The organism is Alkalihalobacillus deserti (assembly GCF_020734105.1).
GTDB classification, from domain to species: domain Bacteria; phylum Bacillota; class Bacilli; order Bacillales; family Bacillaceae_D; genus Halalkalibacter; species Halalkalibacter deserti.
The window spans coordinates 51,313-65,039 of record NZ_JAJAFR010000002.1 but is presented as its reverse complement, the minus strand read 5'-3'; the positions used below and the strand labels follow the sequence as shown (position 1 = coordinate 65,039).

At 36.0% G+C, this 13,727-nt stretch carries 12 protein-coding genes; 3 read left to right on the top strand and 9 right to left on the bottom strand.

Features of this window, described 5'->3' with window-relative positions; all coding sequences use genetic code 11:
- Positions 1-39: 39 nt before the first annotated feature.
- Complete coding sequence (gene nikA / locus LDX58_RS03905; protein ID WP_227935553.1) at positions 40-1,602, bottom strand: nickel ABC transporter substrate-binding protein; 1,563 nt, start codon at positions 1,600-1,602, stop codon at positions 40-42.
- Positions 1,603-1,818: 216 nt separating this feature from the next.
- Between nikA and rpsN the strand changes: the two genes are divergently transcribed.
- Together rpsN and LDX58_RS03895 are read left to right on the top strand one after the other, a co-directional pair.
- Positions 1,819-2,088, top strand: coding sequence for a 30S ribosomal protein S14 (gene rpsN, locus LDX58_RS03900; RefSeq protein WP_227935552.1), 270 nt, complete (start codon positions 1,819-1,821; stop codon positions 2,086-2,088).
- 16 nt (positions 2,089-2,104) lie between these two features.
- Entirely contained in the window at positions 2,105-3,142 is a 1,038-nt protein-coding gene (locus LDX58_RS03895; protein WP_227935551.1) for a GTP-binding protein, read from the top strand.
- 117 nt (positions 3,143-3,259) lie between these two features.
- Here the strand turns inward: LDX58_RS03895 and LDX58_RS03890 are convergent, their stop codons facing one another.
- From LDX58_RS03890 to LDX58_RS03870, 5 genes are all read right to left on the bottom strand, one after another.
- Positions 3,260-4,048, bottom strand: a complete 789-nt coding sequence (locus tag LDX58_RS03890; RefSeq protein ID WP_227935550.1) for a TIGR03943 family putative permease subunit — start codon at positions 4,046-4,048, stop codon at positions 3,260-3,262.
- A gap of 39 nt (positions 4,049-4,087) precedes the next feature.
- Positions 4,088-5,083, bottom strand: coding sequence for a permease (locus tag LDX58_RS03885; RefSeq protein WP_372459091.1), 996 nt, complete (start codon positions 5,081-5,083; stop codon positions 4,088-4,090).
- A gap of 145 nt (positions 5,084-5,228) precedes the next feature.
- Positions 5,229-6,203 carry a CobW family GTP-binding protein gene (locus tag LDX58_RS03880; protein WP_227935549.1) on the bottom strand — a complete coding sequence of 325 codons (975 nt, stop codon included), beginning with the start codon at positions 6,201-6,203 and terminating at the stop codon, positions 5,229-5,231.
- A 121-nt stretch (positions 6,204-6,324) separates the two neighbouring features.
- A complete protein-coding gene (dcd, locus tag LDX58_RS03875) occupies positions 6,325-6,732 on the bottom strand; it encodes a dCTP deaminase (RefSeq protein ID WP_308017460.1) in 408 nt (135 codons plus the stop codon).
- A gap of 144 nt (positions 6,733-6,876) precedes the next feature.
- Complete coding sequence (locus tag LDX58_RS03870; RefSeq protein ID WP_227935548.1) at positions 6,877-8,076, bottom strand: GTP-binding protein; 1,200 nt, start codon at positions 8,074-8,076, stop codon at positions 6,877-6,879.
- 465 nt (positions 8,077-8,541) lie between these two features.
- Here LDX58_RS03870 and LDX58_RS03865 point away from each other — a divergent pair, with 465 nt between their 5' ends.
- Positions 8,542-9,723, top strand: a complete 1,182-nt coding sequence (locus tag LDX58_RS03865) for a GTP-binding protein (RefSeq protein WP_227935547.1) — start codon at positions 8,542-8,544, stop codon at positions 9,721-9,723.
- Between the two features lie 608 nt (positions 9,724-10,331).
- Here LDX58_RS03865 and LDX58_RS03860 read toward each other — a convergent pair.
- The 3 genes from LDX58_RS03860 to sufU form a co-directional block, all read right to left on the bottom strand.
- Entirely contained in the window at positions 10,332-11,504 is a 1,173-nt protein-coding gene (locus LDX58_RS03860; protein WP_227935546.1) for an FAD/NAD(P)-binding protein, read from the bottom strand.
- Positions 11,505-12,263: 759 nt separating this feature from the next.
- The gene (locus LDX58_RS03855) at positions 12,264-12,800 is read right to left on the bottom strand and encodes a MogA/MoaB family molybdenum cofactor biosynthesis protein (protein ID WP_227935545.1); all 537 of its coding nucleotides are present in this window, start codon (positions 12,798-12,800) and stop codon (positions 12,264-12,266) included.
- Positions 12,801-12,818: 18 nt separating this feature from the next.
- Positions 12,819-13,271, bottom strand: a complete 453-nt coding sequence (sufU, locus tag LDX58_RS03850; RefSeq protein WP_227935544.1) for a Fe-S cluster assembly sulfur transfer protein SufU — start codon at positions 13,269-13,271, stop codon at positions 12,819-12,821.
- Positions 13,272-13,727: the final 456 nt, after the last annotated feature.

The following is a 13,727-nucleotide window of genomic DNA, read 5'->3' as shown; positions in this document are numbered from 1 at the left end:
AGAAAAGTGAAAGTATCTTAAGACACTTTCACCTTTCTACTATTCTACATCCATTTTATTTGTAATTAAGTAGTATTCTTCAGATCCTGGTCTCCAGTTCTTTACTCGTTCATTGACTCCTACAATAATATGAGGATATAAAATAAACGATTGTGGAACCTCATCCTGAATGATAGCCACAGCTTGCTTTTGCAGATCAACACGCTCTTTTAAATCAGCTGTCACATTTAGTTGTTTCGTTATTTCATTTACTTCAGGAATATCGATTTGTCCTGGATTTAAAGAACCATCTGGTAAATAGGCAACATTTAAGAAATAGCCGCCATCTCCTCGAGGTGCCGTTAATATAGAGTACGTCACTAGATCCCATTCTTCCTGTTGATCCCATAAATAACTATCAATGTTCTCAACCGTTACAATATTAATCTCAATTCCTAGACTTGCAGCTTCTGCTTGCAAGTATTGTGCCATTAATGGAAGTTCTGGTCGTCCCTGAAAAGTTGCCAATGTTAACTCAAGGACCTCTCCCTCTTTTTCTAACTTCCCATCCTCATTCATCGCGTATCCTGCTTCCTTCAGTAAAACCTCAGCTTGTTCTGGATCATAGCTTTCTGGCTCTTCTTCACTTGCGAATGCAAAATCAGGATTGAACGGCCCATTGGCAGCCGTTGCATGCCCATTCATAATCTCACTTACTGTTACAGGACGATTAACAAGGAAATCTAGTGCCTTTCGAACTCTTACATCTTGTAATGCTGGCTTTGCCTGATTATATAGAAGAAAATGAACACGTAAGCTTGAAATTGATTCAACGCGAAGGTTTTCACTATTTTCGATTGGACCTAACGCCTCAGGAGGCAAATGATAAGCAATCTCTGCTTCACCTGATTGAAGAGCAAGTGCTCGAACATTCCCATCAGAGTTAAACTTTATTGTCACCTCATCAATATTCGCCACTCCGTCCCAGTAATCTTCGTATCTTTCCAGCTTAATCTCTGCTTCCGCTGTAAAGTCAACCACTTGGAAAGGACCTGTTGCGATTGGTTGTTCACTAGTATTTTCTACATCCGCCTTTATAATAGAAGTATTTGTATGTACTAGCTCAGAAAGAAATGCTGGATACTCTTCTGTAGTTATAAAGGTAATTTGTTGTCCGTTTGCTTCCATAGATTCAATTTTTAAGTTAGTTGCAATCGCATCATTTACATTCATTACACGCTCAAACGAAGCTTTTACAGCCTCCCCATCAACGGGAGTTCCGTCGTGGAATGTAACACCATTTTGAATGTTAAATGTCCATGATCTCTCATCGTTTTGCTCCCATGATTCAGCTAACCATGGCTGGATTTGTAAGTCTTCATCAATTTTTACTAATGTCTCTGCAATACCTGCACGAACACCCATCCAGTCCTGATGAGGATCGATCGTTTTAGAGGCAAAGCTGAATAACAGTGTTAAAGACTTATCTTCTATCTCTGAAGACTCAGTTGTACTTTCTTCCTGCATTTTAGATGTAGAACCTTCACTTTGATTATTACAACCTGTCATTAAAATGAGAACAAAGACAAAAAGCATTTGAATAATGGCATTCTTTTTTATCATGAATTATATTACTCCTTTTTCCGAAAAGTCATCGCAAATCGAAATAGTTATTATTTGCACTTATAAACTATACTTAAAACTATTAGCAATCGTCAATAACAAATCGTAATATTTACGAATTATTTTTTGTGAAAACTTTACTTCATAGATGATTTCCTCTATCATATAAATCGTAATGATTTTGATTATCAAACGATTAGAAAGGTGGTTGTCATAATGGCAAAAAAGTCAAAGGTTGCAAAGGAAAAGCAAAGACAGGAGCTTGTTGCACGCTATGCTGAAAGAAGAAGAGAACTAAAAGAAAAGGGTGATTATATAGCGCTCAGTAAGCTTCCGCGGGATTCTGCACCTAGCCGATTAACAAGAAGATGCGAGCTGACGGGCCGGCCACGTGGTGTTCTACGTAAATTTAAGCTCTCAAGGATTGCTTTTAGAGAGTTGGCTCATAAAGGTCAGGTACCGGGTGTGAAAAAATCAAGTTGGTAAAAGGGATGTGTGAAGATTGGAAAAACAAAAACCTCTAACAGTCGTAACAGGCTTCTCTTTAAAAGACAAATGTGATGTAATTAGAAGAATGCAAGGAAATAAGCAAACCAACATTAGGGTGATTCTCTTTCGCCCTACAGATGTTAAGTTAGTCATCCATTCAGAAGATCCCTTTCCTCTTACACACTTTATTAGTGAAGCTGTTCATCATGTAGAGATAAATACAATACCCAATCTGATCACTGCACTAGAAGAGGAATCTTGTAACCATCATTTTGACGAGATTATTTTAGATATTTATCCAATCTCACATCAACATTCTCTCTTTGAAAGTTTAACTTCTCAAAATGGAAACCAAAATTGGTTCATCAAGTCCCATATTCATGTTATTGATGCACGGGACTTTTGGTTTTCTTATTACTCTGAACATGGGATCACTATATGTGAATTTGATTCTAACCTTACACTAGAGTATACAATTGGTGAAACACTCATTAATCAGTTAGAGCTAGCTGAAATGATTTTTTTGTCGAATACAGAACAGCTTTCACATGAACGACTAGGTGAATTAATGGTGTTCATACAAAATTTACAACCGCAAGCTTTAGTAAGTAACTTGAACGATATGAACTGGAGAAACGAGGATAAAAAGACTGCTTTTGACATGAAAGCAGCCTACAACCTCTATGCTGATCAAACCAATCTTTTCAGTTCGAGAAGTAACATGAAAGTTATAGGACAATATGGTATTGAAACTTTTGTATATCAGAGTTTTCTGCCAGTGGACTTTAGTCGTTTAGAACAATTTTTCACTAAACTTCCCAGTGAAGTCTTTCGCATGAAAGGGAGATGTTATAATCCCTTTACGCAAGAACTCCATTCCATTTCCCAAGTCGGCTCCTCAATACAAGTTGACACAACTAACATATATTCTGCAAAATCGACGAATGCGTTAACTGAGTTGCTGTTCATTGGTTCTGAATTGAATCACGAAGAAATTGAAACGATGCTAAATGACTGTTTACAAATTAAATATGACAGGATAGCTTATTAGAGGTTGTTCAAAAAGGTTGTTTTTTTAGGCCGCTGAAAAAGGTACGGTTTTCACCTTTTTTCAGTGGTCTCTCTTTTTTTACCTTTTTGACAACCTCTTTCAACACTCACGATTACGTTATGGATACACATAGGGATCGATAGGAGATTGAATTTCTTCCCAACTGCTAACGGTAATAATCGGAATGAGCTTGCTATCACTCTTTTTAATATTCAATTCTCCTTTTACACGGATCCATGTATTCTCTTGAATCCCAAAAGAGACTCCTTTTTCAATAACTAGTCCGGCTGCATGAGCATCTGCAACACAATGGGTTACAAGAAATCTAGTAATAACAGTCAGTTTATTAGAAAGAGAGTCATCCTCTAGTATAAAGCCCTCTACTATAATTGGCTTTCCTACAAAATTTTTGGGATAGCTAGTAACTGCACTTATGTAGCTTGCAAAATTTTCATTATCAAATTCGAGTACAGGTTGCTTTAACATTTTCTCAACGCTTTTATCTATTTGATGATCAAGTAGTTCATGCTCTTCTAGGTGACCATGAACATGAGTTGAGTAGCTAATCCCTCGCTTAAGCGCTTCTGCTGCACCGAAATCTTTATACGGAAGAAGAAACCCTGTCAGTAATGGCATGATGATTAAACCGTAAGCCAACAGCGTTTTTACCGTTATTCCTCCCTCATTATCTTCATGACTACATCCCCAAGGTCCACACTCACTATGATCGTACTCAGAAGATGTAAAAACACGAGGCACTTGTATAAAAAATAAAAATAAAAAGATAACGGAAGCTATTTGACTGAAGTAGAGATAATTAGGGTTTATAAATCGAATAATCTCCCCAGTCTCATGCAAAATGAAAATAAATACAGCAAACAGTAATAAAATGATTGCCTTAACCATTTGTCTCACTTGAATATGTATGATCGCGACTCCCTCCTCTTATATCCATGGATGAACGAAAAGTAAGATTCCAAGCACAGTACCGGTAATGATGATCATAAGAACCATAACAAAGCGTATGTTAAACACAGCCATCATCATGATCGTATTTTTCAAATCTAGCATTGGTCCATAAATTAAGAATCCAAGTAGTGATGTTTGTGGAAAAAGATGACGGAATGAAGCAGCAATAAATGCATCTGCCTCTGAACACAACGACAATAAATAAGCAAGCCCCATCATAATAAGTGTCGAAGCTACGATCCCCTCTCCTAAACCAAGAATCGACTTAGTCGAAATGTACGTTTGAACAAATGCTGCTAAAATAGCACCCATGATTAAAAACTTACCCATATCAAAAAACTCATCGATTGCATGCTCAAGCATGGACTTTAAACGTTTTCCGATTGGTTGCTTATGGACTGTTGAACGTTCATTTGTCATACCTTTACTTCTTTTTAATTGATTGCTCTTAAAAAGAACAGAGATGAATCCTGCAATGATGACCGCTATTGCTAGTCCCAAACCCATTCTTAACATAGCCATTCTAAGATCTTCACCAAAAGCCATATAAGTTGAGAAAACGACGATTGGATTAATTAATGGACCTGTAAGAAGAAAACCTACTCCAGCAAAAAGAGGAACTCCTTTGGCGATTAAACGACGAACGATAGGAACAATCCCACATTCACAAGCTGGGAATAAAGCTCCTATGAAGCAACTTGTTAGAACAGCTAATAATTTATTTTTTGGAATTAGCTTCTTAAGATGTTCTTCTGTTACAAATACTTGAATAATACCCGCGATAAAAACACCTATTAATACAAAAGGAATGGCTTCAATTAAAATACTAAGAAATATCATGTTAAACGTTAACAATGATTCTGGAAACAATGGATTGCTTATTGTAAACCGATCATTAAATGATATGACTAAGACTGCCATTCCAAGCAGCATAAAGCCAACGATCTCTGTGAAATTCTTTTGTATCCGCATAAGCTTTAACAGTCCTCCAACTTTTTTGTTTACCTATTCATATGCGGACAAGAGGTCTTCATGAACGTAAATAATAATTATTACGATTTACTCACAAAAACGAAAACAAAGCAACTGTATCAGAAGCTGCTTTGTTCGTTAGTCTTTAAAATGTACTTGTTTTCTGAACAAGGTTTCTCCATTCCTTGTTGATTTCATCTTCATTTAGATCCATACCGATCAAGACTAAGTAATGGTCTCCGTTATAAGTCGAACGTTCCCAACTTACTCGTTTCATAACATGTTGCATAAGATATGTACCGTCTTCAAGATTTAAATAGCCTTTTGCTCGCAGAAGGTTGGTTTTCCACTTTTTTAAGAACTTTTCAATTTCTAACGAATTTGTAGTAGAGGAAAGTGACAATGTAATGCTTTTAATTTTGGAATAGGAGTTATGGGTATGCTCTTGATGATGATGACCTTCTTGTTTAGGACTTTTTATTCTTACTTTAACCCTTACCGAAGAAGATTTTAAGTGGGTAAATAGAGAAGCTAATTCGACGTTACTAAATGTTGAAAACGAAACCTTAGACGTTGGATTTTGTTTAATTAGAAGTTTATTTATCTTTTGCTTTTTTGATTCAGAAACTAGATCAGTTTTATTAACGATTAGTAGATCAGCAACCTCTATTTGTCTTCTCGTCGTTCTTACAAGCTCACGATCTGATTCAAACACATTATTATAAGAGAGGATATGTTCCGCGTCAATTAATGTAATAACTTTTTCTAAATATACTTGATTGATTAGCTCCGGCTCCGTTAAAGAATCCGCTACCTCTTCTGGATTTGCAACACCAGTCAATTCAATGAAGATTACATCAGGTTTTAAACTAAGCAATTTTTCCATAGATTGAACGACTTCACTTTTTTTATTGCAGCAAATGCATCCATCTAATAACTTTTCGATCATTTGACTTTTACCCAACAGAATTCTACCATCTGTATCCGTCTTTCCAATTTCATTCATTAAAACAGCCGTTTTAAGATCTCGGTCTACAGACTCCTTTAAGAGACGCTCTAACAGAGTCGTCTTACCACTCCCTAAAAATCCACTTAAAACAAACACAGGTATTTTAGACAATTTTATTCCCCCTATCATTTACTCTTCTAATCTTATTGGCCCTAAACCGTAATTATTCTTATTTGCGTGTTGTTTTTGTAAAAAAATAGAACTCGTTGCATCGAGTTCCATTTTCCAAACGTCACATAATATCTTTAAATATTTCGCTTGATGTTACTCCTCTTTGATTAAGGTATTTGCCTTTGTAAGGTTCAGCTTCTTCGTTGACCTCAGCAAAAACAAGCTGACAGATCCTAAGCCCCACTGTTAATTCTATTGGTAGACGATTCGCATTAAAGAGCTCTAGGGTGATTTCCCCTTTAAACCCTGGATCAACCCACCCTGCGTTTTGAATAAATAATCCAAGCCTTCCTATTGAACTCCTTCCTTCCACAAAAGCAGTAACATTATTAGGTAAGCTAATCGTTTCGACTGTCGTTGCTAAGATAAAAGTTTGAGGTGGCAGAATCATTTTCTCATTGCTCGGTGTAATTCTTCGATAAGCAACAGGCTCATTAAGAGTGATCAAACTTTCATTGTAATCATCAATCGTTACAAAATGACTCCCTAGTCGTAAGTCAACAGAAGCTGGCTGAATCTACTCATTCGTAAGAGGAGAGATTTCAAGCTCTTTGTTATTTTTTTTGATAAAATACTTTTTCCAGACAAAATCAATTCTAATCCCTACTTCCCCTTATACCTTTTGCAAATTCCACTCAAACGGATCCTCCAACGATTTCCAATCTGTTGTGAATTCAGTATCCGTTAAGAGACAACCATCCAGTTCCTTCGTTATTTCATCTTTATCTAGATCCGTTCCTATGAAAACCAGTTTGGTATGCCTGTCACCAAATTCTACATCCCAATCTTCAAGCAAATGAGGATTATCCTTTAGTATTTTCTTTTGCTCAGCGGACGGAAGACTTGCTACCCAGTAAGAAATAGGTTCAATTGTAACCGAAGGCCCTGCTTGTGACATTAATAGTGCTAGGTTATTTCTTGTTGAACACCATGCAATTCCTTTTGCCCTGACAATATTACTAGGCATTGAATCGACCCAATTTTGAAAACGAATCGAGTGAAATGGTTCTCTTCTCATGTACACAAAAGAGGAAATCCCATACTCTTCTGTCTCAGGTGTATGTTGTTCATGTCCCTGGGTTAACTCACGAATCCATCCTGCTGAATTGCTCGCTTCTTCAAAGTTGAATAAATGTGTATTCAAAATTTCTTTTGGATCAACCTTTGCATTTATAGATCGAATCAGTTTTGCTTTTGGTTGCAATGTCCTAAGTACTTGTTCTAATTTTTGTAATTCTTCTTCTGATACAAGATCACATTTGTTCAAAATTAGTACATCACAAAATTCAATTTGATCAATAAGTAAGTCGGCAATTTCTCTTTTATCATCCTCACCTAATGATTCTTTTCGATCAAGCAAGCTATCTCCTGAACGAAAGTCGTGCCAAAAACGATTCGCATCCACTACAGTCGCCATCGTGTCCAAGCGACAGAATTTTGTTAAATCTATATTTAATTCCTCATCGATATATGAAAAGGTTTGGGCAACCGGAGTAGGTTCACTAATACCAGTTGATTCAATGACAATATAATCAATATTCCCTGCTAGAGCTAACTTCTCAACTTCGATTAGCAAATCTTCTCTAAGTGTGCAACAAATACATCCGTTAGACATTTCGACTAATTTTTCTTCTGTTCTAGATAATTCCCCACCTTGTTTAACTAATTCCGCATCAATGTTTACCTCACTCATGTCATTTACAATGACTGCTACTTTAAGTCCTTCACGGTTTTTCAAAATATGATTGAGTAATGTTGTTTTACCAGAACCAAGGTAGCCACTTAAAACGGTTACGGGAATGTTATTATTCATAAAATGCCTCCTTTTTTCAAATCGTAATGATTACTATTTTCGTATTTTAACCGTCCTGTTAACCTTTGTCAAAAGGTTTTTACAGTGTTTAATCCACAGTTTAAAGGGTTCTTAGTTAATTACAACTCTGATCTAAAATAATTGCGCCTCTTCTTCCTGACTAATTCGGAGGTTTATCATTTTTGTTGGACATAATTCTTCCCCCTTTTTAATGACTATAGTAATGTTCTGTCCTACGCCCCTTCAAACTAGATTGAATTTTAGTATTATAAGAGCTTGTTCAAAAAGGGTGGTCTTCCCTTTTTGAACAAGCTCTATAAACCTTCTATTTACAAAGAGAATAAAGAGAGGTAGAATTTAAATCGTAACAATTACTATTTGTAAATAGAAGTTGGATGAACTACCTTCATTCACCTTACTATAAGCATGCTTAAATGGTTTTATATTTTTGAGGAGGATTTATTGATGAAAAAAGTACCTGTTACTGTTCTAAGTGGATATTTAGGTTCTGGCAAAACCACTTTATTAAACCACATCTTAACCAATCGTGAAGGATTAAAAGTAGCTGTAATCGTAAACGATATGAGCGAAGTGAATATCGATGCGAAGCTTGTCAAGAATAATGGCTTTTCTAGAACCGAAGAAAAACTAGTTGAGCTTCAAAACGGCTGTATTTGCTGTACCCTGCGTGAAGATTTAATGCAGGAGGTTGAACGAATTGTTGATGCCGGAGATATCGATTATATCGTCATTGAATCTTCTGGGATTAGTGAGCCTGTCCCTGTTGCCCAAACATTTACGTATATTGATGAAGAAGTTGGGATCGATTTAACTCAAAAATGTAAGCTCGATACAATGGTGACGGTTGTTGATGCAAACCGCTTTTGGGAAGACTATGCATCAGGTGAGTCCCTGCTTGATCGTAAAGAAGGTACAGATGAATTGGATACGCGTGAAATCTCAGACCTACTTGTTGATCAAATTGAATTTGCCGATGTGATTGTTTTAAATAAAGTAGAAATGTTAGAAGAGCTTGATAAGAAGGAATTAATTGGTTTCATGAGAAAATTAAATGCAGATGCTGATATCATTCCTACTTCATTCTCAACGGTGGAATTGTCTGCTATTTTAAATACCGGGAAATTCGACTTTGAAAAAGTTAGTCAATCTGCGGGTTGGATTAAAGAATTAAATGAAGAGCACACACCAGAAACAGAAGAATACGGTATCTCTTCGTTCGTTTACCGCAGTAGGAAACCATTCCATCCAGAACGACTTATGGCATGGATGGAAAATTGGCCTGTTGATGTTGTTCGAGCAAAAGGTTTCATTTGGCTCGCCTCACGAAATCAGGTAGCAGGTTTGATTTCGCAATCAGGCTCGACTGTTACGATTCAAGGAGCCGGTGAATGGGTTGCAGCATACTCGGAAGAGGAAAAACAACAAACATTACTTGAGGAACCAGAGCTTTTAGAAAAGTGGGACCCTGAATTCGGTGATCGAATGACGGAGCTAGTCTTAATTGGGATTGACATGGATCATGAAGAAATAAAAGGCTCGCTTAATCAATGCTTGTTAACAGATAGTGAGATGACAGCGGATTGGACAACATTTACGGATCCTCTGCCCGATTATGTTGAAGCATAAATACAGGAATTAGGAAAAAGGCTGTTTGAGACTTCAGAGCTCAACAGCCTTTTTCTTATATGTAACTATCCTAATTTAATGATTCATAAAATAACTTGCTATCAAAGTGACTAACAACATGGGCAGGTGTTGATATTCTTTTTTGTTAAGGCCATCATTTTATAGTTGTTTTGAAACTCTCTTTACTATTTCCCCATCTTTTTCTACTCCTTTTACCATTCCTTCTGTTGATTCAAAGCTACTGCCATTATATGAATGGCTAACCTTGTTTACCGAGCCAATTTCCCGATAGCAAAGAACCAATGAATTGAGGAGCATCTTTACTAGAGATTTCCTTATGCAAGTTACCATCGGGGTAGGTAATTAAAACACATATATCATGACAACGCCCATTGCAAAACGTTGACGTATGTAGGAAAGGATCTAAACCTTTAGAAGTTATCTCATTTCTAATAGCCTGTGTTAACTGTTCTGCACCTGCTTTGTTGCAACACTTCTATTACAAATAAGTAAATGTTGCCGTGTATTAAATAGATTTCCATAAATCCATTAATAATAATTATTATTACGATTTAAGCCTTGCAAATATTAATACTAGGTGAGCTAGTTTAGGACTGATTAACAATCTTTTCTGCTCCTCTACGAGCTCCAGAAATATTTCGTGAAACAGGCCCAATCACTAATTCAGCAAGTGCCCCTATAACATATAAATTTTGCCCCCACTCTAAAGACGTCTCAGAAACGATCGGATAACCACATGTTGCACAATGTAAGCCTTCATTCTCTATTGTTGAAGTTAACCAATTAAACCCTGGTGGAGTAGCGTGAAATCCAGTTGCTAGTAAAATACGATTAGTTGAAATTGATGTAGTTAAAAGATTTAATTTTATCTCATTATTCTCATAGAAAGCTTCAGAAACCTCATCAATAATAATATCTAGTTTCCCTTGTCTTTCTTCGTGTAAAGCCTGTAATTTTAATTCTTTTGGGATTGATCCTCGATATCTGGCATTAGTAATAATCTGTCTTCGCTTAGTAAGACTTGTAACCTTTTTGAATGAATTCATATGTTTAGGTCCAAGCCAGCCTGGATCAGAATCAAATTGATGTATGCGGAATGGATGTCTTGTGAGTAATTTGGTCCTTCCAGGGTGGATTTTACTCAACTTAAGCGCGGTATGTATCGCACTAATTCCTCCACCTACCACTAAAATGTTATCTGTAGATTTTATTACGTCTGTACTTATTTTGTCATCATAAATATGATTAATAGGTGCCCCTTCATTTCGTAGATCATTTGCCCATAAAGGCAAAAAAGGGTGTTCACTTATCCCCATTGCTAAAACAACATTTTTACTATCAAACTGTCTTCCATCTGCTAACTTTATATGCCATTGTTGCTTTTTCCTAACTAACTGGTCTACACGTCCTTGAATCCAACTGTTTACTAATTGTATTTCATGAAAAAGCGAATCACAATGTTTATTAAAAAGAGAAATCGACGGTCGGTCATACGGTCCATAAAAATGAGCATCCGACTTTCCGTTTTCAGATTTCGCAAATTTTTCAAGTGAAAAGGGGTCAATATCTAGGTGATGAATTGATGGCGATCGCAAGAATGGCATTTCAATTGTTTTTGTACATCTTTTCCAAGTATAAAGTGGTTCAGGGTGTGGATCTACAATCGCAAGGTTAGAAATAGTTGTACGTTTAGATTTTAATAAATAATTTGCAAGTGTGCATCCCTGAATACCACCTCCAATTATTGTCCAATCAATCAATTAATTCACCTCCTCATTTACCTTTGAATGGTTTATCTTTTATCCCTCTATAAGTCGAAATAATTACTATTTTTATAATGAATTAAGGTTTTCATTTTCAACTATGTAAGTAGATATGAGTATAATATTTTTATGACATAACAGCCACAACTGAATTATCCTTAACTAAATTCGCTTTTTAAATATTATATCGAAACGCATTGTTCAAATTACTCTTGAAACCATTTTTCATCTAATTCCTTACCGATCACCACCATTTCACTTACTCGCTCTTCATAGACTTCCACAAACATAGTTAATAACCAATACGCAATGATTACGATTATCGTTTATTTTATCCTTTGAATGTTCACTTGTCAAAATTTTATTCTTTTTAACTTATTTTCAAGTTACTAGTTAAGTGCTTGTAAGAAAAATTGGAGCAGCCTTCTTACTTAGAAAAAGACAACTCTTAAAAAGAATACTGAAAAAGTCCCTTTTAGCAAATTCGAGGAATCAGCAATGGCTCCACACATTGCGCGCCTGCTATGAAAAAACCACTCATATCAGGCTTTAAAACAAAGCAACGGTTCCGCTCATTGCCTAAAGAGTCGTCTTCGTTTGATCGTTTCAATTCAATGATTAAAGAATCGATGCTACTATCACCTACTCATTCATTAACATTCCAATGCGTCTACCATTCCTTTTTTCATAATTGAAGTAATTCCTTCAATAACGTTCTCTTACCACTCCCTAAAAAGCCAAAATGAAAATTCAGGCTTATTGTCCATTAGCTGTTTCCTTTTTTAAATCCTTTCTAATTTCTCTTATAACATGTGCTAATTCGGAACTAATCAATTTATTCATAGCCAATTTCACTGCACCACTTGAACCTGGCATAGCAAAAACAGCTGTATGTTTACTGACACCTGCAATAGCACGACTTAGCATAGCTGCAGCACCAATATCTTCTGTGTAACTAAGCATTCTAAACAATTCCCCAAACCCAACAATCTCTTTATCGAGTAATTCCTTAACGGTTTCAATTGTAACGTCCCTGTCTGCTATTCCTGTTCCGCCATTTAACAAGATCGCATCGACTTCAGGTGACAAAATTCCTTTTTGAATAGCCTCATTAATGGCTTGTTTTTCATCTCTAACAATCTCATAATCTTTGATTACATGCCCTTGGTTTTCTAAAAATTTTCGAATTAACTTTCCACTTTTATCTGTTTCTTTCGTCCTAGTATCACTTACCGTTATGATTTTGCAATTGACTTGTTTAGGTGCTTCTTTTTTATGTTCGATTACACTCATTGATGGACGCTCCTTCTATTAGTAATCTTTATTACAGTTATAAGTCTCTGTATCTTTCAAGGCCTTATCAAGAGCTTGCCAACACATCAAAGCACAATTATGCCGAGCCCTTAGTTTGTGTACTCCCTGTAAGGATAAGGCATCCCCTAAATCAATAAGATCATTTGATTGCTCACCTTCTCTTATTAACTTTTCAAACTCACTTCTAATAGTTGCAACGGCAGCCAAATCCTTTTTCTTAATTAACTCTGTCATCATTGATGAGGAAGCCATACTTATACTACAGCCCTCTCCTTCAAAGGCAACATTTTCTATTAGATCTCCTTCGAACTGTATATATAGAGTAATTACATCTCCGCAGGTTGGGTTTTTATAATGAACCTTACGTATTTCATTTCCATCGAGTTGCCCGTAATTTTTTTTATATTTAGCATGATCCATTACAACTTTGCGATATAGGTCATCTAGCATTATCTCCCTCTTTTCTATTTATCAGTTAAGAAATCCGGTCGTTCAAATCAGAATTATTACGATTTAATCAATATTTTAAATGATCTAACCAAGATAATCAAATATAAAAACAAAGAAAGTGACTCAGATCACCTGACTCACCTTTCTGAATCTTTCAACATGCGACCAAATCTCTTCTCTTATAAAAACAAAAAACCTTCCCTCAAAATCAGAGCAGATGTATCTTATGATTTCCCCTTTGGAAATCATTTAACATTTTAAGAGTCTGTTCAAAAAGGGAGGTTTTTTCCTTTTTTGAACAGACTCGAAGCAATAAGCGTAGTCGCTACATCTTTAAAAGTCTTACTATGAGTGGGTTTCTCATAGTAAGACGAGTAGCGAACGGAGCTATTGCAAGTCTTATAGAGTACCTTTTTGAACACGCTCTTTAAGTATTTTTAAAGTTAAATTTTCTTT